Annotated in this window: 26 protein-coding genes; 17 read left to right on the forward strand and 9 right to left on the reverse strand. The window is 41.0% G+C overall.

Going from position 1 to position 26,157, the window contains the following annotated elements; all coding sequences use genetic code 11:
• Positions 1-2: 2 nt before the first annotated feature.
• Positions 3-572 carry a biotin transporter BioY gene (locus SPD53_RS08040; RefSeq protein ID WP_156857159.1) on the reverse strand — a complete coding sequence of 190 codons (570 nt, stop codon included), beginning with the start codon at positions 570-572 and terminating at the stop codon, positions 3-5.
• Positions 573-831: 259 nt separating this feature from the next.
• Between SPD53_RS08040 and SPD53_RS08045 the strand changes: the two genes are divergently transcribed.
• Both SPD53_RS08045 and SPD53_RS08050 read left to right on the forward strand, forming a co-directional pair.
• Entirely contained in the window at positions 832-1,209 is a 378-nt protein-coding gene (locus SPD53_RS08045) for a cupredoxin domain-containing protein (protein WP_336252206.1), read from the forward strand.
• Positions 1,210-1,491: 282 nt separating this feature from the next.
• Positions 1,492-2,400 (forward strand): RluA family pseudouridine synthase, encoded by a 909-nt coding sequence (locus SPD53_RS08050; RefSeq protein WP_336252207.1) that lies wholly within the window; start codon positions 1,492-1,494, stop codon positions 2,398-2,400.
• Positions 2,401-2,480: 80 nt separating this feature from the next.
• Here SPD53_RS08050 and SPD53_RS08055 read toward each other — a convergent pair whose 3' ends face one another.
• The 3 genes from SPD53_RS08055 to SPD53_RS08065 form a co-directional block, all read right to left on the reverse strand.
• Positions 2,481-3,215 (reverse strand): DUF6320 domain-containing protein, encoded by a 735-nt coding sequence (locus SPD53_RS08055; RefSeq protein ID WP_336252208.1) that lies wholly within the window; start codon positions 3,213-3,215, stop codon positions 2,481-2,483.
• The gene (locus SPD53_RS08060; protein ID WP_336252209.1) at positions 3,202-4,470 is read right to left on the reverse strand and encodes an alcohol acetyltransferase; all 1,269 of its coding nucleotides are present in this window, start codon (positions 4,468-4,470) and stop codon (positions 3,202-3,204) included. The genes SPD53_RS08055 and SPD53_RS08060 overlap by 14 nt, the downstream gene beginning before the upstream one ends.
• A 139-nt stretch (positions 4,471-4,609) precedes the next feature.
• Complete coding sequence (locus tag SPD53_RS08065) at positions 4,610-5,965, reverse strand: amino acid permease (protein ID WP_336252224.1); 1,356 nt, start codon at positions 5,963-5,965, stop codon at positions 4,610-4,612.
• A gap of 400 nt (positions 5,966-6,365) precedes the next feature.
• On the opposite strand from SPD53_RS08065, the gene SPD53_RS08070 reads away from it, so the two are divergent.
• From SPD53_RS08070 to SPD53_RS08080, 3 genes are read left to right on the forward strand one after another with little or no spacing between them, the layout of a single operon-like run.
• Complete coding sequence (locus SPD53_RS08070; RefSeq protein ID WP_156857164.1) at positions 6,366-7,151, forward strand: hypothetical protein; 786 nt, start codon at positions 6,366-6,368, stop codon at positions 7,149-7,151.
• 4 nt (positions 7,152-7,155) lie between these two features.
• Positions 7,156-7,527: a GntR family transcriptional regulator gene (locus tag SPD53_RS08075; protein ID WP_336252210.1), complete on the forward strand. Its 372-nt coding sequence runs from the start codon at positions 7,156-7,158 to the stop codon at positions 7,525-7,527.
• A 3-nt stretch (positions 7,528-7,530) separates the two neighbouring features.
• On the forward strand, positions 7,531-8,220 hold the full coding sequence (locus SPD53_RS08080) for an ABC transporter ATP-binding protein (RefSeq protein ID WP_336252211.1): 690 nt from the start codon (positions 7,531-7,533) through the stop codon (positions 8,218-8,220).
• A gap of 76 nt (positions 8,221-8,296) precedes the next feature.
• Here the strand turns inward: SPD53_RS08080 and SPD53_RS08085 are convergent, their stop codons facing one another.
• The gene (locus tag SPD53_RS08085) at positions 8,297-9,592 is read right to left on the reverse strand and encodes an NCS2 family permease (RefSeq protein WP_156857167.1); all 1,296 of its coding nucleotides are present in this window, start codon (positions 9,590-9,592) and stop codon (positions 8,297-8,299) included.
• A gap of 175 nt (positions 9,593-9,767) precedes the next feature.
• Here SPD53_RS08085 and SPD53_RS08090 point away from each other — a divergent pair, with 175 nt between their 5' ends.
• Positions 9,768-10,640, forward strand: a complete 873-nt coding sequence (locus tag SPD53_RS08090) for an SDR family oxidoreductase (RefSeq protein WP_336252212.1) — start codon at positions 9,768-9,770, stop codon at positions 10,638-10,640.
• A 68-nt stretch (positions 10,641-10,708) separates the two neighbouring features.
• Here the strand turns inward: SPD53_RS08090 and SPD53_RS08095 are convergent, their stop codons facing one another.
• From SPD53_RS08095 to SPD53_RS08105, 3 genes are all read right to left on the reverse strand, one after another.
• Positions 10,709-11,632 (reverse strand): ArsA family ATPase, encoded by a 924-nt coding sequence (locus SPD53_RS08095; RefSeq protein ID WP_336252213.1) that lies wholly within the window; start codon positions 11,630-11,632, stop codon positions 10,709-10,711.
• A 24-nt stretch (positions 11,633-11,656) separates the two neighbouring features.
• Positions 11,657-11,917, reverse strand: coding sequence for a cory-CC-star protein (locus tag SPD53_RS08100; RefSeq protein WP_442946183.1), 261 nt, complete (start codon positions 11,915-11,917; stop codon positions 11,657-11,659).
• Positions 11,918-11,990: 73 nt separating this feature from the next.
• Positions 11,991-13,724 carry a carbon starvation CstA family protein gene (locus SPD53_RS08105; protein ID WP_336252215.1) on the reverse strand — a complete coding sequence of 578 codons (1,734 nt, stop codon included), beginning with the start codon at positions 13,722-13,724 and terminating at the stop codon, positions 11,991-11,993.
• 412 nt (positions 13,725-14,136) lie between these two features.
• Here SPD53_RS08105 and acs point away from each other — a divergent pair, with 412 nt between their 5' ends.
• The 8 genes from acs (at position 14,137) to SPD53_RS08145 (ending at position 21,297) form a co-directional block, all read left to right on the forward strand.
• Positions 14,137-16,104 carry an acetate--CoA ligase gene (gene acs / locus SPD53_RS08110; protein WP_336252216.1) on the forward strand — a complete coding sequence of 656 codons (1,968 nt, stop codon included), beginning with the start codon at positions 14,137-14,139 and terminating at the stop codon, positions 16,102-16,104.
• 168 nt (positions 16,105-16,272) lie between these two features.
• A complete protein-coding gene (locus tag SPD53_RS08115; RefSeq protein ID WP_336252217.1) occupies positions 16,273-17,115 on the forward strand; it encodes a transporter substrate-binding domain-containing protein in 843 nt (280 codons plus the stop codon).
• 73 nt (positions 17,116-17,188) lie between these two features.
• Positions 17,189-17,860 (forward strand): amino acid ABC transporter permease, encoded by a 672-nt coding sequence (locus SPD53_RS08120; RefSeq protein WP_156855660.1) that lies wholly within the window; start codon positions 17,189-17,191, stop codon positions 17,858-17,860.
• Entirely contained in the window at positions 17,857-18,579 is a 723-nt protein-coding gene (locus tag SPD53_RS08125; RefSeq protein WP_336252218.1) for an amino acid ABC transporter ATP-binding protein, read from the forward strand. Before SPD53_RS08120 ends, SPD53_RS08125 begins: the two co-directional genes overlap by 4 nt.
• A gap of 174 nt (positions 18,580-18,753) precedes the next feature.
• Positions 18,754-19,635: an ABC transporter ATP-binding protein gene (locus tag SPD53_RS08130; RefSeq protein WP_188856253.1), complete on the forward strand. Its 882-nt coding sequence runs from the start codon at positions 18,754-18,756 to the stop codon at positions 19,633-19,635.
• A 15-nt stretch (positions 19,636-19,650) separates the two neighbouring features.
• Positions 19,651-20,397: an ABC transporter permease gene (locus SPD53_RS08135; protein ID WP_188856254.1), complete on the forward strand. Its 747-nt coding sequence runs from the start codon at positions 19,651-19,653 to the stop codon at positions 20,395-20,397.
• 17 nt (positions 20,398-20,414) lie between these two features.
• A complete protein-coding gene (locus SPD53_RS08140) occupies positions 20,415-20,885 on the forward strand; it encodes a LytTR family DNA-binding domain-containing protein (protein WP_188856255.1) in 471 nt (156 codons plus the stop codon).
• Positions 20,872-21,297 (forward strand): DUF3021 domain-containing protein, encoded by a 426-nt coding sequence (locus tag SPD53_RS08145; protein ID WP_229782580.1) that lies wholly within the window; start codon positions 20,872-20,874, stop codon positions 21,295-21,297. The genes SPD53_RS08140 and SPD53_RS08145 overlap by 14 nt, the downstream gene beginning before the upstream one ends.
• On the opposite strand, the gene SPD53_RS08150 is transcribed toward SPD53_RS08145, so the two are convergent.
• A complete protein-coding gene (locus SPD53_RS08150; RefSeq protein ID WP_336252219.1) occupies positions 21,283-23,097 on the reverse strand; it encodes a DNA ligase D in 1,815 nt (604 codons plus the stop codon). The genes SPD53_RS08145 and SPD53_RS08150 overlap by 15 nt on opposite strands.
• 99 nt (positions 23,098-23,196) lie before the next feature.
• Here SPD53_RS08150 and ku point away from each other — a divergent pair, with 99 nt between their 5' ends.
• From ku to SPD53_RS08165, 3 genes are all read left to right on the forward strand, one after another.
• Entirely contained in the window at positions 23,197-24,027 is an 831-nt protein-coding gene (ku, locus tag SPD53_RS08155) for a non-homologous end joining protein Ku (RefSeq protein WP_336252220.1), read from the forward strand.
• 291 nt (positions 24,028-24,318) lie between these two features.
• On the forward strand, positions 24,319-24,960 hold the full coding sequence (locus SPD53_RS08160; protein ID WP_188856335.1) for an NEAT domain-containing protein: 642 nt from the start codon (positions 24,319-24,321) through the stop codon (positions 24,958-24,960).
• A gap of 25 nt (positions 24,961-24,985) precedes the next feature.
• On the forward strand, positions 24,986-26,157 hold a 1,172-nt coding region (locus tag SPD53_RS08165), incomplete at its 3' end, for an NEAT domain-containing protein (protein WP_336252221.1).

Consider the following 26,157-nt stretch of genomic DNA (forward strand, 5'->3'; position numbering starts at 1 on the left):
TCTTAGGATGCAACCTTCTCCCCATCCACAATCAACTTCGCATCAACCAACCGCTCTCTTACCTTAATCCCAATCAAACTAGCCAAATAAGCTTTAATAAATCCCACTACAAGAAATGGATAGACACCGGCTATAAGTGCCGCATTCCATCCCAAATCTAATACAATTTTTAATTGTAACGTACCGAAAAGGAGCGTGACAAACATTCCTGCTATATTAGCAACAAGTGCCATCGTAATGGAGAATTTCGTTTTTTCAAGGATTAATCCGGTTACATAAGCAGCTGCGATAAAGCCAAAAATATAGCCGCCAGATGGTCCGACTAAAACTTGCGGTCCACCAGCGAAACCAGCAAAGACCGGGAGTCCAATCCCACCTATAGCTGCATAGCAAATCATGGCTAATGCGCCTTGACGACTGCCAAGAATTGTCGCAGCTATCCCAACTGCCAACGTCTGACCACTGATGGGGATGAGTGGTAGCGGGATTTCGATTTGTGCCAGTATTGCTGTTATGCTTGCGAAAATAGAACAATTAAGTAGAATTCTGAGTCTCCTGCTTTTTGCATTCATTGTACAAATCTCCTTTTTGATCAATCATCATTCATTCCATAGTTTTCTTATTAGTGGGATTGTATAATGTAAAAACTCTATTGTCAACTACTATTTTTTTGGGTTGACAATAGAACTGTATGTTTCTAAATAAAAAGAAGAGGCTGCAGTTTAAGAATGGCTTTCTCCTTTTAAAGTTCTTTAGCAAAACGTTAAATAAAAGTTCTTTGATATTTTCCTGTAAATTGAAGAAACTAACAGGCAGAAAGGAGGTATTACAATGTCTATTAAAAATCCGTTAATAAGGTTAGTATGTGTATTTGCGGTGATCATGGTTTTTTCTAGTTTTGGCTCGCTACATGGGGTTGCAGAAACTGAAGCTCAGAATGCAGATAATGAGGTCGTGGTCGAATTGAACGATGATTTCTTTAATCCGGACGTAATTACGCTCCCCAATGAAGAAACGACAATTCTACTGCTTCAGAATAAAGGAATGAAAGAACATACCTTCACTGTAAAAGGACTAGCCATTGATGTGGAACTTCAACCGGGAGAAGAGAAAAAAATCTCGATAAAGCCCGGAAAGACTGGCACGTATGAATTGATATGCCGATACCATGAGCAGGAAGGCATGGTTGGAGAGGTAGTAGTTGAATAATGAGGATTTGTTGACCATCGTTCTAATTACGCGTGCAGCATGACATCTCGGACAGAGAGGGTCATGCTTTTTTTATCGACAGGTGCTAGATACTTGCTGAAATAAGCTGCCGTTTTACCTGTTCTATTGATTCATCTAGGATGAGGGAAGAGGTCGTAATCGCCAGGTGGAAATGCCGCTGGAGTATGAGGTGGATGAAAATTAAGGGACAAACTGTTCTTATCCCGCCAAAGAGTGTATGATGGAAACATCACAACTTCAATATTTTAAGGAGCATACCACATGCCTAAAAAGAAATCTAACTACCTGGAAGATACCAAATCTATCATCGTCCAGGTGAAAGAACCCGATGAATTATTATCTTTTTTATTAAAGGTAATGTCTAACCGAAGCAGGAATTCGGTAAAATCCATCCTGGGTAGAGGCCAAGTAATGATTGATGACACAATCGAAAAACAGTTCAATTATAATTTAAAACCTGGTCAAACGGTCACTATTTTAAAAAACAAAGCTGCCATCAAACAGGATGCGTTAATTGGACTCCAGATTCTTTATGAAGACGATGATATTCTTGTCATCAATAAAGAAGCCGGATTATTGTCAATCGCTACTGAGAAAGAGAAAAGACATACCGCTCTGCATCAATTAATGAATTATGTGAAAAGGGAAAATCATGACAACCGAATTTTTATCGTGCATCGTTTAGACAAGGATACGTCGGGGATTATGCTGTTTGCTAAGTCGAATGACGTGAAAAGAAAACTGCAGGATAATTGGAATACTATGGTGAAAGAACGGACATATGCGGCTCTCGTGGAAGGAAAGGTTTCAAAAAAAGAAGGCTATATCACGTCTTGGCTCAGGGAAACGAAAACGCATGTTATGTACTCCAGTCAAACGCCAAATGATGGATTACTCGCAAAAACCCGCTATAAATTTATACAGGGTAATGCAGATTTTTCTTTATTGGAAGTAAATCTAGAAACGGGCAGGAAAAATCAAATTAGAGTTCATATGCAAGACCTGGGTCACCCGGTTGTAGGGGATAAAAAGTATGGAGCAAAGGAAAGAAATGCAATCGGCAGGCTCGGATTACATGCAAAGATCCTAGCAATGCATCACCCGACAATGAATAAATTGATGACGTTTAAAGCGGATGTACCAGCATCTTTCATAAAAAAGTCTAAATAATAAGAGGAGGGTGCAGTTTATCTGTCACCCTCCATTTTATCAGGCATTAACTGTAATGCCCCACTGAAGGAAATTTCACTTTATAAATGAAATTTCCTGGCGATTTTTTGCTTGATTCGTTCGGGCATGCCGTATTTGACATAAAGCATAATTAATAAGACAGGCAGTAATTGCAGGGCAGTAACAATAATCCAATTCAAGGGATCTGTTTTATTTTGATAACTTTGAATAAAGAAGTTAATCCACATCGTCAGAATAACAATTGCGATGAATAAGAATCCAATTACATTAAAGCCTCTAACTGATAACGCTCGAATCACGCTCCAGTAACAGATTCCGATAACCGTTGTGCCTGTAACGATTGGAAATGCTAATGGGATAAACCATTCTAAACTGCCGCTGAACTTATCCAGTCCGAATAATAATATAAGAGCATCTAAGCCGATACCGATAATTATTTTATAATAATTTTTCACATATCCGAACGAAAAGTAAATCAAGACCCAACCTGCAAGCACGCTTAAGTTACTATATCTAGACCATGTAAATGTATTATTCAGTTCATAGTCGATGTAAAACATAAGACTGACAGCTACGAATACTAATAACGTTATAAAGATGAAGATTCGATTTAGAACTCTTCTCGTATAAGTGGGATAAGGGTTTGTCGTTTTAGGGAATTTCTTGACCCTTAGAACTTCATCACTTTCTTCATGAACTTTTGGGATATGGAAGTTGCATAGTGGACATGGCCGGTTATCCCTCTCCACTTTTATACCGCATTTTGGACAATAGGCCATTTTAATTCTCCTCATCGTTTGTTTCTACAGTTACTTCAATTCCGAGCTGCCTGAGACTCCGGAAAAATTCTCGCTCAACCACTCGATCTCTGGATAGATTTCCAAATGAAATATACATATGCTGTTTGTAGCTAATTAGTATGACCTTAACTTTATTTCCAATACTAGGTGGCGGGTAGCATTCGATCCTTTCGATGAATTCCTCCATTTCACTAGGGACTTGAACAATCCCCAAGTTGGATAAGCCACTTGTATATTGACCCTCGCCAAAAAATGAATATATGGACGGAGCAACAATGTCTTTAATTGGTGATGGCATTAATCGTAACGCCAAAGATTTCTCGCTGATAACACTACGCTTGATGTACTGTTTTAATTTTTTCGGTGTCAATAGGCGGCTGAATTCAATGTTTAACTCTTGAATAATTTCTTCAAAATCGTATTCGCCGAGCCGCGCATCAATCGAAGGTGTAATACTTACAAAAAAGTTCCGCATCGTGTCGCTTGGAAAAAAAGCACGCATATTAACTGGAACATTGATGACAATCGGCCGTTTACGCCTTGACGTTTTTTCTTGAATTTTTAACAGACACTGGATATAAACAGCGGTAAGAAAAATCGTAATCGAGACATTATATTCTTTCGCTTTTTGCTTTAACGCTTCTACCGAGACAATTCCCGTTACGATATGATAATATCCCTTCTTATCTAGTTCCAGCGGCAGTTTGTATGAACTTCCCACACGTGTTCTGGGAGCAGGAATTTTTTTATCATAATATTTGCGGAAAGCATTTTCTGTCTCCATTTGCAATTGCTCATTACTTATATTCTCTAGCTCAATAGGGATAGATTCTTGCAAATGCAAGTAATGTTTGACGAGTTCATTTAAAAATTGCAACCCGCCAGTACCATCCGTCATGCTATGCGACAATTCCAAAACAATTCTATTGTTATAATAATATACCCGGTAGGGGAAAGAACCACGCTTTTTAATCGATAAACTGATACATGGATAATACATTTCCTTTTCTACTTTCGGCATTTGTTCGGTACCTTCAAAATAATACCAAAAAAAGCCTTGTTTTAATTGAACTTTGAAAAAAGGATAGCGTTCCAGTGTTAATTCGAGTGCTCGCTGTAAATAGGTTGGATCAATTTGGCTTGTAAGTGTGGCAGAAAGTCGGAATAAGGTTGTCGCGCGCGAGGATATGATAGAGGAATACAGTTTCCCAGCATTATCTAGTTTGTACCATGATTTTTCATTTCCCATAACTCCGAGCCCCTTCCGGATGTATCTTTATTACCTGGTCATTATACCATAAAAACTGGGACAGGGGGTCAGAGCATTTGTCCCAAAATTCTGGGACAAATACTCTGACCCCCTGTCCCGATGTCTGACACCTTTTTCATCATCTCATATTTTCCGAAGATGTTTGAGCTAAGTTCTCCTGCAAATCTTTAACAGCTCCTTTATTGCGAACAAATATAAAGTAGGAGGCGGAAGTAAATACGGCTACTAGTGACGTAAGAATTGCTTGGATTCTTAACGATTCAATAAAGAACATGGCGCCGTAAATTCCAACAATAAATAGAATGGTTGCGTAGGTTAAATACGGGAATAACCACATTTTTATTTTCAGTGATCCCGGGTCTTCCGCTTCTAGCTTTCTTCTCATTCGTATATGGGAGAAGGCAATTACAAGATAAACGAGTAATGCAACCGCTCCTGACGAATTTACGAGGAAGAGAAATAGTGTATCTGGTGAAATGTAACTGAAAATCACAGCAACATAAGCAAATGATGTACTGAATAAAATAGCTCGAGCTGGTACACCTTTTTTACTCAACTTCCGGAAAGCTTTCGGAGCTTCGCCTTTCTGCGCCATTCCGAATAACATCCGGGAATTAGCATAGAGTGCCGAGTTTAAACATGAAAGGACAGCCGTTAGTACGACGAAATTCATAATCTGAGCTGCGGCCGGTATGCCGACATAATCAAGCACAGCAACAAATGGGCTGACTAAGATATTTGCTGAGTTCCATGGTAAAAGTGTTACAACGATTGCGATTGAGCCAATATAGAAGATAAGTATTCTCCAAATGACACTATTCGTTGCGATTCGAACGGATTTTGCTGGGTGTTTCGATTCGCCTGCCGCAATGGCGACAATTTCAGTTCCCATAAATGAAAAGATAACAACGGTTATTCCAATTAGGACGGAACTAAAACCAGTTGGCATGAACCCGCCATTACCGAATAGGTTGGATGTACCAGGTGTTGCAATCCCTGGGTACCAGCTGAAAATAACGCAGAGTCCTAATATTAGAAATGCAACAATACTAACAACCTTGATGAGGGAGAACCAATATTCAAATTCACCAAAGGATTTGACGGAAAATAAATTCGTCATGGTAAGGGAAACGGTTAGTATAAGTGCCATTAACCAGAGTGGAAAATCTGGAATCCAGTACTGGATAATGGCTGCACCAGCAATCGCTTCAATCGCGATAACAACCGTCCAGAAAAACCAGTATAGCCAACCAATCGTAAATCCTGCCCATGGTCCAACTGCTTCACTTGCATATGTGGAAAATGATCCACTTGTTGGACGAGCTGCTGCCATTTCTCCAAGCATTCTCATCACGAGGACGACAACTAGCCCTGCAAAGGCGTAGGACAGCAGCGCGCCTGGTCCTGAGGAATTAATGACTGCACCACTACCAATAAATAATCCTGCCCCGATAACACCTGCTATTGAGATCATGCTTATATGTCTAACTTTTAAATCTGATTTCAATTGTCCTTGTTGATTACCCACTAAAACCCCTCCCACTGTAATAGAGTTATAATCTTACTTTTTCAAACGAAAGATAGCGCTCACAAATAAGCGGATTGTTTGAAGTTCTTTCAATAATCATATAAAAAATCAAAGATAAAAGCTATAGATGAATTGAAAAAAGTGGGGTCAGAGCAATTGTCCCACCAGAATTTGGGACAACTGCTCTGACCCCGTGTCTCATCGAAACTTGGGACAACTGCTCTGACCCTGTGTCCCATCGAAACTTGGGACAACTGCTCTGACCCCAATGTCCCATTGACAACTTGGTTAGTATTAGTGTACTGTTTAAGTAGTACGCTAATACAACGTTTGGGAGGATGAAAAAATGAGTGCTTGGTTGGCGTTAACGAAGAAGGAGTTGCGGCTTGGTTTTCCAGTTTTTATTACTGCTTTGATTTTGTATGCTGGAATGATGGTTGGTGCGTATTTTTTAGGGAAACAAATTAATCATGAAGAGGCGTTAATGATGATGTCCTTTGCATTTGTAATAGCCCTTCATGTTCTTTTCCTAGTTTTTTATCTTTACTATACCTTGAGTTCTGAAAGAAAAAGATTACACCTTTGGTTGCATACACCAATGTCGATCGCTGGGTTACTTCTATCGAAATTGTTCACAGGGATCGTGTTTATGGCTATCACTTTCATTGTTAGCTTATCAGTAGCTGCCTTGTTTTTCAATCAGCATTTTGACTTTTTCAATGAGCAAACAATCTTTAACATTATGGGACTGTCAACGGTAACTGTCTTTAATGGGGCGATATGGTTAGCGGTCACATTTATCTTCTTCTGGTCGATATTTCTAACCTTTAGTCAGCGGATAAATGATTTTTTTAGTTTCATATTGACATTTATCCTTTTTCTTATCATCGGATGGATTTATAGTCTGATCTTGAGTATCGGATTTGTTGAAACGATTACGACATGGGGGCCAATTAACGTTGGTGATATTCTAGTTGGCTTTGAGTTTGATTATATAGATAATGCTTTCGAAGCGAACACGCTGAGTGAGGCTTCCATTTTCTATATTGGACATTTTATAAGAGACCTTATTGTTACCATTATTATGTTTTTCGCAGCTTGTTGGATGATTGACAGAAAAGTTGAGGTGTAGTGGAATGGCAGATTTATTCCATTCCTCAAAGCCGATTTATGAACAGATCGCGGAATTGATCAAGAAGCAAATTATTCGGGGGGAATTACATGCGGGTGATAAGCTACCGTCTGTTCGTGAGATGGCGATTGAGGTGAATGTTAACCCTAACACGGTACAACGAACATATAGGGAGTTAGAATCGATGGAAATTGCCCGGTCGAAACGAGGACAGGGAACTTTCATTACGGAGGATGCAGAAGTGCTTGCTGCAATCCGGGAAGAAATGAAAGCTGAAATTTTGCAGAATTTCACGCAACAAATGTATGAAATGGGCTATTCAAAAGAGGAAATTACACGGGGACTGGCGGATTTTTTAGAAGAGAAGGAGGACTAAGGGATGATTAAACTAACGGATGTCACCAAAAAGTATGGGACGAAAGCGGCATTGGATCAAGTGAATTTAACACTATCTAAAGGGAAACTAATTGGTCTTGTCGGGGAGAATGGGAGCGGTAAATCGACGACATTGAAATTGATTGCTGGATTGAATCACCCGACGCGTGGAGAAATTACGGTAAACGGTGAAAAAGTTACGCGGAAAATTGCTTCATCCGTTTCCTATCTATCGGAGCTGGATGAATATTACCGTTTCTTTACCGTAAAGGATGCAATTGAATTCCAAGCGAGTCAATTTGCGGATTTTGATATGGAGAAAGCGTATGAAATTATGAAGTTTATGAAGCTTGACCCGGAGAAGAAGTTGAAACATTTATCAAAAGGGAATCGAGGTCGGGTGAAAATTGTGCTTACTCTGGGACGGAATGCACCAGTCGTTTTGATGGATGAGCCATTTTCTGGGCTTGATCCGATGGTGCGAAATTCAATTGTTAAAGGGCTTATTTCCTTTGTCGATCTAGAGAAGCAGCTTATCTTAATTACAACGCATGAGGTTATGGAAGTGGAAAATATCTTGGACGAAATTGTAGGAATCAAAGATGGAAGCATTATCGCACACGATAACGTCGACGATATCCGAAAAGAAAACGAACAAAGCATCGTCGACTGGATGACAGAAATCTATGAATGATTGAGAGGGACAAAGGGGTAAGGGCAAGTGTCCCAATTACTGGGACACTTGCTCTGACCCCCTGTCCCGCCGCCGATTATCCGTTCATTGGAAAGAAGATGAGTTGTAGGAGGAAAAGGATGGCGAATAGGTAAATGAGCCAGTGGACTTCTTTGCCTTTTCCTCTTGCTAGTTTCATGAGTGGATAGGTGATGAAACCGACTGCGATTCCGGTTGCGATGCTTGATGTAAATGGCATGGCAATCATCGTGATAAAGGTTGGAAATGCTTCATCAAACGATTTCCAGTTGATTTTTGCTAAGCCTTGCATCATAAATGAACCAACGATTATCAAGACTGGTGATGTAATTGCCGGAACCCCAGCCACCACACTAATAATCGGCGTAAAGAATATTGATATTGCGAACAGCAAGGAAACGAAAAGGCTAGTCAGTCCTGTTCTTCCACCAGCCGCAACTCCTGAAGTTGACTCAATATAAGCTGTTGCCGGGCTCGTCCCGAATACAGAACCTACTGTTGTAGCTGTTGCATCTGCCAGTAATGCTTGTTTCGAGCGTGGTAATTTACCATTTTTCATGAATCCGCCTTGTTCAGCTACCCCAATAATTGTTCCGGTTGTATCAAATAATGTTACAAGTAAAAATGCGATAATAATTGTATAAAGTCCGTGTGAGAACACGCCAGCTATGTCTAAATCGAAAAAGACAGGGGTTGGTGGCGTCGATATGATACCTTCAAATTGAATTTGCCCCGTAAAGTAAGCAAGAATTCCAGTAATAACCATTCCGAGAAATAAAGCGCCTCGAATGTTTAACATATAGAACACTAATGTCAGGAACAACCCTGCAATCGTAAGCATCACCATGGGATCGGTCAAATCGCCCAACCCGATAATATTCGCTTCATTTGGAACGACAAGTCCTGAATTTTTTAAGCCGACGAAAGCGATGAAAAGTCCAATACCTGCAGTTATACCAAATTTCAAGCTGTCCGGAATTTTATTGATTAATGTCTCCCGTAAAGTCGTAAAGCTAAGGAGAAGGAATAAAATACCGGCGATGAATACAGTTCCGAACACGGTTTGATAGGATAATCCTTGTGTGGCAACAACTGAGGCGAAATATGCGTTCAACCCCATGCCTGGTGCAATGGCAATCGGATAATTCGCAAGCAACCCCATCATTAACGAGCCAACGATGGCAGTGATGACCGTTGCCATAAATACTTGTTCAAAAGGTACTCCCGCACTATGAAGGATTGCCGGATTCACCACAACAATATAAGCCATCGTCAGGAAAGTTGTGAGACCTGCGGTGAACTCCGTCCGCACCGTTGTGTTATTTTCTTTCAGTTTAAAGAAGCTCTCTAACATACACACCATTCTCTCTTAAAAATTATTGATCAACATTCCATATCATATATATTATCCCCCCATTAATCAACAAAAAATATCTAAGCATACCGTCATATGATTAATCCCATACTAATCCGGGAAAAGTACATGCGAACGTACTTGGTAATCTTACATTCAAGGAGGTAATTCAACAATGGAAATGGAAAATAAGAATGGAAAGATAACCCCGCCTGCTCAAGTGCAGAACAAGCAGCCGGGAATTGAAGCGGAAATGAAGCCGGAACCGGAATATGCAGATCCGAATTATAAAGGAAGCGGTAAGTTGGAAGGAAAAGTAGCAATCATTACAGGGGGAGATAGTGGAATCGGGCGAGCTGTCAGTGTGTATTTTGCTAAAGAAGGGGCAGATGTTGCGATTATCTATCTGGATGAGCATGAAGATGCCGAGAATACGAAGCGGTTGGTGGAGCAGGAGGGACAGAACTGCTTACTTATTAGTGGAGATACTGGCAGTCAGACGTTTTGTGAATCAGCAGTGACACAAGTGTTAAAAGAGTATAAAAAAGTTGATATTCTAGTAAATAACGCAGGAGAGCAGCACCAACAGAAGGATTTTATGAATATTACGAGCGAACAATTGGAGCAAACCTTCCGTACCAATGTGTTCGGCATGTTTTATATGACGAAGGCTGTCTTGCCTAATTTGAAAAAAGGCAGCACCATCATTAACACTTCTTCTATCACCGCGTATCAAGGGAATGTGGATTTAATCGATTACTCTGCGACAAAAGGTGCTATCACTTCCTTCACACGTTCTCTATCCCAATCACTTGTGGGGAAGGGAATCCGTGTGAATGCTGTAGCACCAGGACCTATTTGGACACCGCTTATTCCGGCATCATTTGATAAAGAGAAAGTCGGGAAGTTTGGCGGCGATTCACCAATGAAACGACCTGGACAACCGAAAGAGTTAGCACCTGCCTATGTTTATTTGGCAAGTAACGACTCCAGCTATGTTACAGGGCAAACACTCCACGTAAATGGAGGAACCATCGTAAACGGATAAAAAAGTGGGACAGGGGGTCAGTGCAAGTGTCCCGAATGGGACATTTGCACTGACCCCCTGTCCCGATTCTAATAATAGTTACTGAATGTGTTTAGTTGTTCTATGTTTGTGATATCTTGGGATTGTAATGGTACATGGATGAGTTTTTGTTGCTGGAATGTATGTTTAATTTGTTCCAAGTACCGCTTTTCGTATTCTTTTCTCTTTATGAGAAATGCGCCGTCTGCTTCTTTTGGCAGTATTTTATTCACGATGACTGTACGGACATGCAGGTCATATTTAGCTAATAAATCAATTGCTTTTTTCGTTTCTAAAATCGGCAGCCTTTCTGGATTGAGTACAAAGATAAAGCTTGTCTTATTTTGATTCAACAGAATTTCCCGCGCTTTACTGAAACGATTTTTTCTTTCCAACAATACTTCATAAATTGGATCTTCAATTGGTTCCCCGTCATTCAATAACTGTACATAGTTTTCATTTGTTTTTTTTCTTTTCTTGAGCATTCCTTCTATCCAAACCCCCATCAGTTCCGGCAAGGTTAAGAGCCTGATTGTATGTCCGGTAGGTGCAGTATCGAATACAAGATGATCATAATCTTCACTTCCCTCAATAATAATGGAGATTAGCTTATCGAATAATGCTGCTTCATCTGCACCGGGTGAAGCTTTTGCTGTGTCCAGCTGGCGATATACTTCGTCAGCCATGCTGGAATGAACGACTCCTTTTATATTAGCTTTGACTGAATTAATATATTTCGTCGTCTCATACTCCGGGTCAATTTCAAGTGCATATAAATTTGGAACGATTCTTCTTGCTTCTCCTCCAATCTCCACGGAGAAAATATCACCGAGATTATGAGCGGGATCTGTGGAAATAAGTAAAGTTTTTTTCCCTGCTGCAGCAAGTTTCCAGGCGATGGCTGAAGCGGAAGTTGATTTCCCTACACCGCCTTTACCGCCAATAAATAAAATCTTCTTTGTATCGTTTAGCATGTAAACCCGCCTTTCAAGAATAATTCAACAGCAGCGAATACCAGATAGGGGAGACTTCTCCATGCCCATCCGTAAATGCCATTCGTGGAACTTTTCGATCATGTAAGGATAGAGTTCCAACGTATAGTAATAGACAGGATTAGGAATCCCGATCATCTCCGAGTATAGTAAGAGTAAAAATATATCATCCTCTTCCCGTAATTCACGAGCGATTTCCGTACGATGGGGCATACGGATGATTTCTTCATATATCTCAATAATCCGTTTTACACGGTCCAACATCATAACACCTTCTTTTATAATTAATATAAGAAAAGGGACCAAATGAATGATCCCTTTACAATTACTTATCCATCGCTTAATCGTCCGCGTTCTCTTGCTCAAATTTCCCTCTAAATACTTGTATCGCTGTCAGTGTTATCCATACGGCAAAGACGAAGATAATTGCTCCAAGGACAAAGAGTAAATTATTCGCTTCATTTCCGAACCAAATCCATTCAAAGAACACTTGTTGGAACATGGCGTACAAGGTCATGAACATGACAAAAATCATCGGTATGAGTGTAACAGCATAATTTATGCCTCTACGCTTCAACCAAATGGAAATGAGTAGTAAACTGATCCCTGCAAGCAACTGGTTCGATGTTCCAAAGAGTGGCCAGATTAAATATCCACCAGAACCAAATCCGCTCGGGCCTTCAGGAAGGATTGCTAAGGCAGCACTAGATAAAACGGCAACAGATGTAGCAACATGTTTTTTCGTAAGTGGTTGCACATTATATTCCGCACCAATCTCCGCAATAATATACCGCATTAGCCGCACTGCAGTGTCTAACGTCGTCGCCGCGAAACTTACAACAATGATCGAAACGATCGTTACTGAAATATGAGCAGGTATTCTAAGTCCACCTGCAAGTACGGATGCACCTTCGACGAAATTCCCAAGCCCAGCAGCATTTGCAGCACTGAAACTGGAATATGCTTCTTTAAAAGCAGCTGTATTGTTAAATAATGTTGCGACTGCAAGGATGGAGATAAGAGCTAATATACCTTCTCCAACTGCTCCTAAATAGCCAACAAACCGAGCGTCCGTTTCTTTATTCAATTGCTTCGCCGATGTTCCCGATGAAACGAGGCCGTGGAAACCGGATATGGCACCACAAGCGATTGTGATGAAGAGTAATGGCAGCCAAGGAGTATCCGGATTTGCATTTGTTGCCGGTGCCGTAATCGTAGGGTTTGTAAATAAGAGACCGAGATAAAGAATACCTAGGCCAACGACAAGTTGATGAGAATTAATAAAATCCCTTGGCTGAAGGAGCATCCATACCGGCAAAGTTGAAGCAAAGTAGACATAAATCATTAATATGACGATCCAGATCATAAACGCTGTTCCAACTGCACCTAAACCGAAGAGACCAGCCCCATTTTCACCGCCCATATATTGGACGAGATCGATTTGCAGAAATTGGTATTCAGCAGCAAGAATTGCAGCCAAATACATTACAGCAAGGGCAATTAACGAGGGAACAAGCATTTTCGCTTTCCGCTTGTACACCGCAAAACCAATCCAGATGGCTAAAGGAATTTGAATGAATACAGGGAATACACTTGCTGGATAGAAAATAAATAGATTAGCAATCACCCAAGCAAAGACAGCATTAACCATTAGAACGAGCGTAAGAATGATAAATAAAAACAGGATTTTCCCTCGTCTACCGATTAATTTTTCCGCAATGGTCCCGATGGATTGTCCTTTATTTCGCACTGAAATTGCCAGTGTTCCGAAATCATGGACTCCTGCTGCAAAAACCGTACCAAGGATAACCCATAGAAATGCTGGAAGCCAGCCCCAATATAATGCTATTGCGGGGCCTAAAATCGGGGCAGCCCCCGCTACCGAGGTGAAATGATGTCCCCATAGAATAATCTTATTTGTCGGAACATAATCGACCCCGTCATTGTACCTGTGGGCAGGTGTGACATAGTTCGGGTCAAGTTTGAAAATTCTTTCCGCCACAAATCTGGAGTAATAGCGATAACCGAGTGCCAACATAAGCATTCCAATAATAGCTACTAAAATTGCATTCACAGCATGTCTTCCTCCTTTATCACGTATTAACGGTCTGTAATACCCCCACCTCTAAACAAGAGGGAAAACCAAAATGTGAAGGTGGGGGATATACAGTCCGTAAATACCTGATTCTGTTCAACTAACATTCAGTGGGGGAGGGAAGGAAAGGGAAGGAAACCCCCACTGAATGAAGTTTCACTTTATCATAAGCTACTATTATGTATATTTTATTGTGTATAAAACATGAGAGATAATTTTAACCGTAAATAATTTGGAGAATATATAGAAAATCTATTCAACTTTGTTGACTTTTCTTTCTGAATAGATATATTATTAGAACAAGTGAATAAAGAAGATACACCTACTTGGAAGCGTTTACAGGTTGAGTTGTTTTGTTTCCAGGAAAATTATCCAAAGGGAGGCTACATAAATGCATACGGATGTTGGGGGAATTCAAGAAATCGTAAGGGAGAGCCAGTTGGTCCAGCCGACAGAGGAGGAACAGCAGAAAACGGAGCTTGGCAACAGTGAAGCTTTTACTGCATTATTGAAACGTTCACAAGAAGAGCCAGAAGCGTTTTGGGCGGAAGTTGCGCGAGAGTTGCACTGGTTTAAACCTTGGGAAGAAACGATGACGGGTGAATTGCCGAACTTTGAATTCTTTAAGGGCGGAATCAGTAACCCGTGTTATAACCTGCTAGACCGTCATGTTGAAAATGGCGCCGCTAATAGGACCGCGCTTATCTGGGAAGGGGAAGACGGGAAGACGAGTTTTTATACGTATCAGATGCTTTTAGCTGAAGTAAGTCGTTTTGCCAATGTCTTAAAGTCTTTTGGAGTTAAAAAAGGTGACCCGGTTGCGATTTATTTGCCGAATCTTGCGGAATCCTTTATTGCGATTCTAGCATGTTTCCGGCTTGGAGCAGTATATAGCACAATTTTTTCCGGTTTTTCTGAGCAATCTTTACGTGACCGTCTACAAGCCTTTGAGCCGAAAGTAGTTGTAACTGCCGATGCAGCTGTCCGGCGCGGGCAAACAATTCCGCTTAAGCGTAAAGTGGACCAGGTTGTTCGGGATATTACAAGTGTTGCTGGTGTGATTGTTGTTGAACGGTTAGGAACCGAAATTGCAATGAAAAAAGGGCGAGATGTATGGTGGCATGAGGAACGGAAAAAAGTATCGCTCTATTGTGAACCGACGCCAATTGAGGCGAATGAGCCTGGAATAGTGTTTTATACGAGTGGAACAACTGGAAAGCCTAAAGGGGTAGTACACTCGGGAATGGCTTTTGTTATTCAGAATTATATTTATGCGAAGTATCATATGAACCATCGTCCTGACGATGTGTTTTGGTGTACGGCTGATGTGGGCTGGCTGACAATGCATATTTGGGGTGTCGCAGGTTCCTTGGCTAACGGGGTAACGACGGTTGTTTATGACGGGGCACCGAACTATCCGAATCAGGACCGAATCTATCAAATTATTGAAAAGTACCGTGTCAATAAGCTTTTCACAGCTCCTACAGCACTAAGGATGCTGCGGAGTCTTGGTGAGAAGACGCTTGAAGCGTATGATTTGTCTTGTCTGGATGTTGTATCTCTCGTCGGAGAGCCATTTGATCCAGATACGTGGCACTGGACAAGAGATGTTTTTGGCGCTGGCAAAATATGTGTAAATAATACGTGGGGACAAACAGAAACGGCGGGGACTCCTCTTGCTGGGGCAGCTTGGTTGACACCGATGAAACCTGGTTCTGCCGGAGTTGGCTTTCTTGGAATTGACGCGGCCGTTGTCGATGCTGCAGGTGAACCGGTTCCAGCAGGTACACTCGGAAACCTTGTCATCCGTAAGCCATTCCCGATGCTTTGCCGGACGTTATGGAAAGAACCCGAGCGTTATCATGCGACCTATTTTAGCCAAGTAAAAGGGAGTTATTATGCCAGTGATATTGCTCTAGTGGATGAAGATGGTTATTTCTGGGTTGTCGGTCGTTCCGATGATGCCTTTAATGTATCCGGCCACCGCTTGAGTACAATGGAAATTGAAAGTGCTGTACTTGAGGTTTCAGGGGTGTCGGAAGCTGCGGTCATTGGTGCGCCGGATAAAATTAAAGGGGAAGTACCAGTAGTTTTTGTGACGGTTGCAGACGGTTTTGTTGGAAATGAAGAATTAAGGGAAAATATTGAAGCGAGTATTGTTAAGGGGATTGGGCAAATAGCAAGACCACGTGATGTGTTCTTTGTCGAGGCGATGCCGAAAACAGTCAGTGGTAAAATTATGCGCCGGCTATTAAAAGAACTGCAAGTAAAGGGAGATGTCGCTGGGGACTTAACTGGTCTAGAGGACCCGACAGCAATCCAGCAGATCAAGAAAATAGTCACTGCAAAGAAAAACTGAATGTGGGACATTGGGGTCAGAGCATTTGTCCCGCTGGGACAAACGCTCTGACCCCATGTTTCAATTATCAGAAAGTAGGTTATAGATAAAATGTAGCATTACATAGTTGGCGGTGGGTGAATGGATTGCCATTGTGGCTACAAAAAACATAAGGGGAGAGGATTTTAGATGGAAAAAGGGTTAAGAAAGCTTGGAGTCTTAGCATTTTTGTTCGGGCTAGTAGCACTGCTTTCGGCATGTGGAACGTCCGATGATGGAGATTCAGACTCCGCTACCGAAGATGGGGATTATGACTTGGAAGATGCTTATACGGTTGTTAGTGATAATTCCTTCGTGCCCTTTGAATTCGTGGAAGACGGGGAACTTGTTGGTTTTGATATTGAATTAATTAAAGCGATTGCGGAAGAAGCAGGCTTTGCAATTGAAAATGATGAAATTGAGACGACGAACTTTGACGGAATTATCCCGGGACTGCAGACCGGTCAATTTGAAATTGCGATTGCTGGGATGAGTATTACGGAAGAACGCGCAAAAGTGATTGATTTCTCCGATCCATACTATGAATCTGGGATTGCAATTGGTGTGTTATCTGATCGGGATGATATTAACGGACTGGAAGATTTGGATGGGAAAACGGTAGCAACCCGCCTCGGAACTACTTCCGGGAACTATTTAAGAGAGCATGTTCCGGGCGCGGAAATCAATGAATATGAGCAAATGGATCAAGTTTATCTTGCTGTGGAAAATGGCAGCGCGGATGCAGTTATGTATGATCTTCCGAATATTGAATATTATATTGCGACAGAAGGAAATGGCAGATTGAAGGTCGTTGGTGATCTTTATCAGGCAGAAGACTATGGCATTGGTATAACTGCAGGGAATGAAGATTTAGTTGCTGCCATTAACGATGCATTAGCTACACTAAGAGAAAATGGAACATATGATGAGATTTATAATAAATGGTTCGGTGATGCAAGTAATGGTGATGCCGATGAAGAGGAAGAAAAATAGGTTATATTACGTAATCATAAGGCTTATCCGTTCCTGATAAGATAAGCCTTATTTTAATTGGAGAGGTGAAAAGATGCTGGAGCGATTTGAGCGTTTTAATTGGGCAAGTGTGATTGATTTCTTACCAAACTTAGGAACCGGGCTTTATTATACTTTATTAATCTCAGTAGTCGGACTGTTAATCGGTTTTATTTTAGGCGGGGTTTTCGGTCTCGGACGGATTTCTAAGAATAAATTTTTTTATGTAGTGTCTTCCATCTATGTAGAAGTGGTGCGTGGTACTCCAGTGCTTGTGCAAGCGATTTGGGTTTTCTATGCTTTACCGCTTATTACCGGATACAATATGGCTTCCGTAGCAGCCGGGATAGTCGTTATTTCGATTAACTCTGGTGCTTATATTGCGGAAATTGTCCGCGGGGCCGTTCAATCGATTGATAAAGGTCAGCATGAAGCAGGACGTTCCTTAGGGCTCAATCAGTCACAGACGATGCAATATATCATTTGGCCGCAAGCATTTAAGCGGATGATTCCTCCCTTAGGTAACCAGTTTATCATTAGTATTAAAGACACGTCGCTATTATCTGTTATTCTAGTTCCGGAGTTGATGTTTCAGGGTAGATTAATAGCTTCAAACCATTTTAATGCCGTTGAGATATATACGACAGTAGCGGTATTTTACTTGGTGATTACGTTGTCCCTTTCTTATATATTACGTTACGTTGAAAGAAGGTTGGATATCCAATGATTACGGTGAAGAATTTGCATAAATCGTTTGGAAACAATGAAGTTTTAAAGGGAATTAATTGTGAGATTGCCGATGAAGAAGTAGTTTGTGTGATTGGACCGAGCGGGTCTGGTAAGAGTACATTTTTACGTTGCTTGAACTTACTTGAAGCTATTACGGATGGAGAAGTAATTATAGATGGAGATAACTTAGGTGATCCGAAAATAAATATTAATAAAATCCGGACAGAAGTCGGGATGGTGTTTCAGCATTTTAATCTATTCCCGCATAAGTCAGTTATTGAAAATCTAATGCTTGCACCAATGAAAGTTAGAAAAATATCTAAAGTGGCGGCGAGGAAACGGGGTATGGATTTGCTTGAAAAGGTGGGACTTGCGGAGAAAGCGGAACAATATCCCTCCCAACTTTCAGGCGGTCAGCAGCAACGGGTAGCTATCGCCCGGTCCCTTGCAATGGAACCGAAACTGATGTTATTTGATGAACCGACATCAGCCCTCGACCCAGAGCTTGTTGGGGAAGTGCTTGAAGTAATGAAACGCCTCGCCATGGACGGGATGACGATGGTAGTTGTTACCCATGAGATGGGTTTTGCCCGTGAAGTGTGCGATCGGGTCTTCTTTATGGATGAAGGGGTCATTATGGAGGAAGGAAACCCTAATCAAATCTTCACCGATCCGCAAAACAAACGAACCCAAGCATTCCTGAACAAGATCCTTTAAAGAATCGGGACATCGGGGTCAGAGCATTTGTCCCACTGGGACAAACACTCTGACCCCGATTGTCCCATTTTTTAATCATCTCATGTAGAACTTCATGCATGTTATACACCTTCTCGTTTTTTTTATAAGAATTTTTGTCATAATGAAATCGATAAGAAAAGGAAGGTGATGGAAGTGCTGAAGGTGGATCAGATAACAAAGAAGTATGAAAAGAAGACTGCTTTGGCAAATATCTCATTGGAAATTCCGGCAGGTGTATGTTTTGGATTGGTCGGTCCGAACGGGGCTGGTAAATCTACTTTGTTGAAAATCATTGCCAGCGTCATTCGCAATTTTCAAGGGAAGATTCGGCTGACGAATCCACGGATGAAGATTGGTTATGTTCCCCAGGAAATAGCTCTTGAAGAAACAGTCACCGCACAGGATAATCTTGTTTTTTTCGGTAAGCTTTATGGACTTTCCGGGAAGGCATTGACGTTAAGGATAGAGGAAGTCTTGGAAGAAATCGGTCTTACGGAACGCGCGAAAGATAAAGTGACGACCTTTTCCGGTGGGATGAAGCGCAGGTTAAATATCGGCTGCGCCCTCTTGCATCAACCTGATCTCATCATTATGGATGAGCCGACGGTCGGAATTGACCCGCAGTCTCGGCGGTATATTTTTCAGATGATTGAGCGGTTGAAACAGAAGGGCGCAACGATTATTTATGCGAGTCATTATATGGAAGAGATTGAACGAATTTGTGATGAAGCTGCATTTCTCGATCACGGTAAAGTTGTGGAAAATGGCAGGATTTCAATGATTTTAGAAAAACATGGTAAACCTTCAATTTTCGTAAGTGGAAATGACTGCATGCCGTCCGGACTAGAAAGCTTCGGAATGCTTCAAGAAAAAGCAGAAAGTTATTTGCTTATTACGCGTGATCCGCTTCAGGCAATGGAATATATCGTGGAATATTGTAAGCGGAGCGGCAGTCATCCGGAACGACTGGAGCTTGCGAAACCACGTCTGGAAGATATTTTCTTTTCTTTAACAGGAAGTCAATTAAGAGAATAAAGGGAGGGGCACACCATGAACGCAATCATCAAGTTAGAATTAAAAAAGAACATTCAAGACCGGGGAATGATTTTTTGGACGCTTGTTTTACCGATTTTGTTTACCGTATTATTTATCTCGGTATTCACCTCAGGACTTAATGAAGCAGAGAGCCAGCCTGTGATACTATCCATTGTTCCTGGCTATACCGTAATGTTCGTCTTCTTTATTATGATAACGATGACAGAATCGATGATAAAGGACCAAAACAATGGTCTTGTTGCTCGGATTGCAAGCACCCCACTATCAAGTTATTTATATTTACTAGGCAAATGGGTTCCCTACATGTATATTGTTTTTATACAGATTGTTATATTGTTATTGTTTGGTAAAGTTGTTTATAACGTTCCAATTGAACAGTTGTTTTATATCATTGTTCTTGCGTTCATTTTGACATTTATGGTGACTGGGCTAGGTCTCGCGCTCGCCATTCTTGTAAAAACGACAAATATGGGGATCGCACTTACTCAGGTGCTTGCATTAGGTGGCGCCTTAATTGGGGGATTGTGGATGCCGCTTGAAATGATGCCTGAACTATTGCAGACAATCAGCAGGTTCACACCGCAATATTGGGGACACCAAGGTTTTCGCGAGGCGATGACCGGGACGCTCGCGATGGGAGATTTCTTTAAAATCTCAAGTGTGCTGCTAGGTTTCGGTATCTTGGGATTTATACTAGCACTCATCGGTTATCCGAACTTTCTTAAACGAACAACGGGATAGGGAAAAGGGGGAGCTTCGTGAAGATCAATATCGAAATTGATGATCAATATGATGAAACTTCCATCACGATTCAGACAAATGAATGGACAGAAGAATTGGAAGAGATTGTAAAGATCTTAAGGCGGAAAAATAGAAAGCGAATATTCGGGATAGAGGATGAGCAGACGATCCTCCTTGACCCGAAAAAGATTGATTTCGTTTATGCGGAAAGACGGAAAGTGTTTGCTTGTATGGGAAAGCGCCAAGTGGAAATTCGCATGAAACTGTACGAAGTCGAGGAGTTGCTAGCTCCGCATCAGTTCATGCGCTTTTCCAAATCGGTCATCGGAAATTTAAATAGAATTGAACGGTTTGAATTAGCTTTTAACGGGAATCTATGTGTGTTTTTCCAGTCGGGAAATAAAGAATATATTACACGAAAATATGTGACGGCAGTGAAGAACAAGTTAGAGATGGGAGGCGATAACGGTGGTAATGGAAGCAATTAAAAGAAGTATGATGGGAATAGCGTTTGCAGGTATCATTTCATTAATTGTGATAACGATTCTGAAATTCACCGAGACGGAAACGACAATTTCTGAAATCTGGCTGGCTATGCTTCTATCATACGTACTCGGTATTTATTTCGGCTTATCTTCTTTCATCTTTACAGAAAATGGCTTAAGTATGCTTAAGCAAACGATAATCCACTACTGTATGTCCGTTGTCGTTTATTTCATCATCGCATTGTTCGGTGGTTGGGTACCGTTCAAATTTGTACCCATACTTGTGACAACACTCGTGTTTACTGGAGTATATTCGATATACTGGACAGCTTATTACCTCTATTTTAAAAAGGTAGAAGAGAATTTAAATAAGAGTTTACAGCGAGGCAGGGGGTCAGGTTCAGATGAGACGTGACCCTGTTTCTCCCCGCACGAACCTTAGCACATGCTTCATCTGTTGATTCTGTTGCAAGGGAAGATATGCTTGAAATGGACACCCGATATCCTGCACGCGCCGGGCTACTGTTTCGATTGTAAACTCGGACGGATTTAAATCTGTATCGACTTCATCCCAAAATAAAGGAGTGGCAACGGTACCTTCTTTTGTTAGTCTTGGGGAATAAGGAGCGATAATCGTTTTCCCTTCTCCATGCTGTACATAATCAATATATAATCTCCCGGCTCTTTTCTTTTTCATCCGCTCTGTTGTGAAATCATCGGGATAATTTGTTGCCAATGTTTTTGCAATCGCCTCTGTAAAAATTGCTGTTTCCTCATATGTCATACTGCCTTCGCGGATTGGAATGTGGATCTGGAGTCCTTTATTTCCCGATGTTTTAATAAAAGAATGAAGCTTCAGTTCATCAAGGAGAATCTTAATTAATTGTGCCGCTTGAACTGCCAGATGAAAGTGGTTCCTGTCTGGCGGATCAAGGTCAAAGACAATCTCGCATGGAACTGTGCTGCTGCTTCTCTCAAAAGGAATATGGTATTCGATTGCCCCGTGATTAGCGAACCAGCTCAGTGTTTCTAAGTTGTCACAACTAAAGAAAGTTTCTTCCTGTTGTCGTATCGCGGTTACAAATTCTGGAGCATAGCTTGGGAGGTGTCTTTGGAAAAAACTTTCTTTATCAACCCCATCAGGTGCCCGGATAATCGTGAGCAAGCGACTATTTAAAAATGGAAGAATATAAGGAGAGATTTCCCTTATGTAGGTGAGAAGGTCTCCTTTCGCAAGCTTGGGTTCTTTCCAGAGCAGTTTGTCTGTATTGGTAAGGGTAATTTCTTTAGGAAGCATGGCTAGATCAAGCTGCATTTTCTGAAACGTACAGGCTTCCGGTTTCATCTCTGGTATAAGTTGAACAAATTCAGGTTCCCGTAATTCATTGTCATATAAATCGAGAGTGTGGACCGCCGTGCAAATCGCTGGGGGAACGGTGTAACGGTTCCCGGCCTTTTTTCCATTTTCAATAAAAAATTGCTTTACCGTTGTGTAAGTTTCTGGATCTAAGCCATGCTTACATTTTCCCATATCTATTACGTTTCCGTTATGATAGACGCCGACATCGAAATAGCCGTTTTCCGTGTCGAAAGCTGTTAAGAATGTGAAAATCTGCCGCCAATTTTTTACTTTTTTCCAATCCTGATGGTTTTTCCCCTTTTTATATTTGCTCGTTAGCCGTTTGGCGACGATACCTTCTGCCTTTGAGTCGAACATTGTTTTTATAATTTTTTCTTTACTGTAATAAACCTTTACCGGAAAGACCCGCGCGGTATATGTTGTTAATATTTCTTCCAAAATAGCTTTTCGGAAGCTAAGTTTTTCTTCGGTATAATTCTTTCCATTTGCTTGCAAGACATCGAACACAATAAAGTTTGCCGGGCGAGAGGCTGCTGCTTGTGTGATTTTCATATTGTTCTTCATTCTTCCGCGGATTTGAATTTCAGCAAAGTTAGCCTGATAGCGGTTGTTTAACACAACAAGTTCCCCATCTAAGGTGAGTGGCAGAAACTTTTTCAAAGATGGAAGCATATCCTCAAGGCTTGCGATAATTTCCGGAAACTTTCCGGTGAGGTTATGATTATTTTTACTCTGTAATTGAATCCGTTCATCCGTCGTTATCGAAAGAACAGCGCGGAAACCATCATATTTAATTTCATATAACCATTCATCCCCCGTAGGTATATCCTCTATGTAGATAGGTTTCATAATCATCTTCAGCACCTCCTTTCCTTAAATTATGTAATTTGCGTCATAATAAACTGCATAAATAATTTTTGACTATACAAACTAGCTGTAAAGGAGGGATTGTGAGTGCATACGATGTGGAAAGGAACGATCAGCTTCGGGTTAGTCAGTATCCCTGTGAAGATGCATGCAGCAACAGAAAATAAAGATGTGAAGCTCCGACAATTGCATAAAGAATGTCAATCACCGATCAAGTATGAGAAAGTTTGCCCGGTTTGCGATGTTGAGCTGAAGAATGAGGATATCGTAAAGGCTTATGAATATACGAAAAATAAATTTGTTGTCCTCGATGATGAGGACTTGGAAAATTTGCGAAAAGAGCAGGAAGATAAAGCGGTTGAAATTATCGATTTTGTGAGTCTCGAGGATATTGATCCGATTTATTTTGAGAAAAGTTATTATCTATCCCCGAATGAAGGGGGAGGTAAAGCTTACGGATTACTGCGAAGTGCGTTAGAAGATACAGGTAAAATCGGCATCGCGAAAATAATTATCCGCCAGAAGGAACAACTAGCTGTTATTCGAGTATATAAAAATACAATCGTAGTGGAAACGATTCATTATCCGGATGAAGTGCGGAATGTGGCAGATGTACCGAATGTACCGGAAGAAGTGAAGATTGTGAAGAAAGAATTGGATGTCGCAAAAATGCTGATTGAACAGTTGACAACGAGCTTTGATCCGGAGAAATATCAGGATGATTATCGCACAGCTTTACTTGAGTTAATTGAAGAGAGAAAAAATAATGCTGAAACAACAACTGCAAAAGAAAAGCCGTCACCGGATAATGTAACGAATTTGATGGATGCACTCCAAGCATCGCTAGATCGGGCTAAAAAAGATAAACCAAAACAAACGAAACGGAAAACCACACCGAAGAAAAAAGTTGCAACCTAAATCGGAACAGGGACATGGGGTCAGAGCATTTGTCCCAGGGACAAATGCTCTGACCCCATGTCCCTGTTCCGAAGATTTAACACTTTGTTAACAAAAATTCATCAATTGTTCATCGTTCGTTCATAATACTCCTGTATATAAGCTCTCCCTTATGGTAGATTAGGATATGTGGCAAATAAAACGTTATAAACAGGGATATGAGGAAAATATAGGATAGATATGTGAATGCGCTTTCCTATTACCAAAATCTACTAATCTACTGTTTATCGTAAATATTAAGGAGGAAAAGCAATGAAGTTTAGATTTCCACTTGGTATGTTGTTAGCTGCAATCATTTTCATTTTAGTTGCAACACCAGTGTCTGCACAAATTGCAGATGGTACATATCAAGTGCCTTATGAAATGAAGGAAAAAAGCAGTGACAATACGTCCATTGCCGATGGATACTTTGTCAGCCCCGCTACCTTAACGGTGGAAAATGGTGTACAGACTATTACGTTAACGGTAACGGGCAGTAATTACATCAAATCTCTATCTACACCTGCTGGAGCAGTCTCTGTAGTAAATGAAGACACAGCTAATGAAACGAGAACGGTGAGTTTCCGAGTAGATGGAGATCTAACCGCACCCCTGAACATGGACATGCATATCGTTGTTCCAGATTTATACGATACAGTACATACGGCTCGTGCAGTTTTCAATGTCAGCGGATTACCACAAGCTGGTGCTGCAGCTAGTACAGATGCGGGCGAAACGGCCACACCTGGTGACACAAGTAGTGCAACAGATGAGGCTCCAGCAACTGACGGGGGCGAAGCAGTCGAGAATCCAAAAACTGGAGAGAATACACCGATCGGATTGTACGCAGTCCTTCTACTCGTATCCGGAGTCGCATTGATTACAATTTGGAAATTCCGACCTGCACGTAACTAATTGAACACACAAGGGAGAGTATAAAATGAGAAAATGGTTTCTTGTTTTAATTGCCGCAGTACTGGCTCTGCCGCTTTTCGGCACATCGGTGTTTGCGGAAGAGGAAGTTGTTTATGAAGATGGGGATCATGCAATAAAAGCAATTTCCCTTAAAAAAGATTCAGATGATCCATCTGGTGCAGCTGGGTTCATTAATGAAAAAGCTGTATTAAAGATAGTGGATGGAAAAGCTATCTTGGTTATTACAGTGCCACATAATGAAATGGCTGAAGTTACAGGTATTCAAATTGAAGGGACTAAAGCTACTGTAACCGAGGATGCTGCTGCAAAGTATATGGCATTTCCGCTAGAAACTATTAAAGCAGAACTCAATGCCCAAGTGCAATATGAGGTTCCGGCAATTGATATGAAAGGTGACGAACCATTCCGATTTATTTTAGAGGGTTTGCAGGAAATACCAGTTGTTGAAGAGGAACCAGAAGAACCGGAAGAAGATCCAGCTCCTGAACAACCAGAAGAGCCTGCCAAACCGGAAAATCCAGAGCCTACTAAACCTGAACAACCAACAGAACCAGAAGATGACAACGAAGCGGATCAAGAAAAAGAAAACGTTGATTCAGAGTTTGCTCCAGATGAAGCATACACGATTACGTATAAATCAGATATTCCTTTAGAACGTTATTTCCATAATCCAGCTGCGTTATTATATAAAGATGGAAAAGCATACATCCAAATTGTTGGTAATATGGGGCAATACGTTGATTATCTGACGATCAATGGTGAGAAAATTACATTAAGTGATGTAGATACTAATGATAATTATATTGCCCAGTTCGAAGTTGCTTCACTGGATGCAACATATGAACTTGGTATGTACATAGACACTCCGATAGGCCCTATGGAACATACTGCAGAGATTTCGTTTGTAGAAAAAACGAAACAGGAAGTTGACGTGAATAACTACTCTTTGTTAGCACCAGAGCAAGGTAAGAAGCCAGGAAAAGATCCAAAAGAAGATAAAGACAAAGAAAAAGCACCAAAAGAAGACAAAGATAAGAATAAAGTAACACCAACAAAACCTGAAAAACCTGCAGGTAAAGATAAAGACAACAAAAAAACACCTAAAACTAAAGCACCGAAAAAAGATGATGGATTAGTCCCAGATAAAGCATATGAGATTAATTATGTAATCAAACA

It is taken from the genome of Oceanobacillus sp. MO10714A (assembly GCF_037072045.1).
GTDB lineage: Bacteria > Bacillota > Bacilli > Bacillales > Amphibacillaceae > Oceanobacillus > Oceanobacillus indicireducens.

Coding starts and splice junctions, on each gene's coding strand:
- SPD53_RS08145 (WP_229782580.1), top strand. CDS start 20,872: ATGGAAGCAATTAAAAGAAGTATGATGGGAATAGCGTTTGCAGGTATC.
- SPD53_RS08060 (WP_336252209.1), bottom strand. CDS start 4,470: ATGGGAAATGAAAAATCATGGTACAAACTAGATAATGCTGGGAAACTG.
- SPD53_RS08055 (WP_336252208.1), bottom strand. CDS start 3,215: ATGAGGAGAATTAAAATGGCCTATTGTCCAAAATGCGGTATAAAAGTG.
- SPD53_RS08075 (WP_336252210.1), top strand. CDS start 7,156: ATGGCAGATTTATTCCATTCCTCAAAGCCGATTTATGAACAGATCGCG.
- acs (WP_336252216.1), top strand. CDS start 14,137: ATGCATACGGATGTTGGGGGAATTCAAGAAATCGTAAGGGAGAGCCAG.
- SPD53_RS08115 (WP_336252217.1), top strand. CDS start 16,273: ATGGAAAAAGGGTTAAGAAAGCTTGGAGTCTTAGCATTTTTGTTCGGG.
- SPD53_RS08125 (WP_336252218.1), top strand. CDS start 17,857: ATGATTACGGTGAAGAATTTGCATAAATCGTTTGGAAACAATGAAGTT.
- SPD53_RS08135 (WP_188856254.1), top strand. CDS start 19,651: ATGAACGCAATCATCAAGTTAGAATTAAAAAAGAACATTCAAGACCGG.
- SPD53_RS08050 (WP_336252207.1), top strand. CDS start 1,492: ATGCCTAAAAAGAAATCTAACTACCTGGAAGATACCAAATCTATCATC.
- SPD53_RS08085 (WP_156857167.1), bottom strand. CDS start 9,592: ATGTTAGAGAGCTTCTTTAAACTGAAAGAAAATAACACAACGGTGCGG.
- SPD53_RS08070 (WP_156857164.1), top strand. CDS start 6,366: ATGAGTGCTTGGTTGGCGTTAACGAAGAAGGAGTTGCGGCTTGGTTTT.
- SPD53_RS08160 (WP_188856335.1), top strand. CDS start 24,319: ATGAAGTTTAGATTTCCACTTGGTATGTTGTTAGCTGCAATCATTTTC.
- SPD53_RS08080 (WP_336252211.1), top strand. CDS start 7,531: ATGATTAAACTAACGGATGTCACCAAAAAGTATGGGACGAAAGCGGCA.
- SPD53_RS08040 (WP_156857159.1), bottom strand. CDS start 572: ATGAATGCAAAAAGCAGGAGACTCAGAATTCTACTTAATTGTTCTATT.
- SPD53_RS08095 (WP_336252213.1), bottom strand. CDS start 11,632: ATGCTAAACGATACAAAGAAGATTTTATTTATTGGCGGTAAAGGCGGT.
- SPD53_RS08120 (WP_156855660.1), top strand. CDS start 17,189: ATGCTGGAGCGATTTGAGCGTTTTAATTGGGCAAGTGTGATTGATTTC.
- SPD53_RS08090 (WP_336252212.1), top strand. CDS start 9,768: ATGGAAATGGAAAATAAGAATGGAAAGATAACCCCGCCTGCTCAAGTG.
- SPD53_RS08100 (WP_442946183.1), bottom strand. CDS start 11,917: ATGATGTTGGACCGTGTAAAACGGATTATTGAGATATATGAAGAAATC.
- SPD53_RS08045 (WP_336252206.1), top strand. CDS start 832: ATGTCTATTAAAAATCCGTTAATAAGGTTAGTATGTGTATTTGCGGTG.
- SPD53_RS08150 (WP_336252219.1), bottom strand. CDS start 23,097: ATGATTATGAAACCTATCTACATAGAGGATATACCTACGGGGGATGAA.
- SPD53_RS08065 (WP_336252224.1), bottom strand. CDS start 5,965: ATGATCTCAATAGCAGGTGTTATCGGGGCAGGATTATTTATTGGTAGT.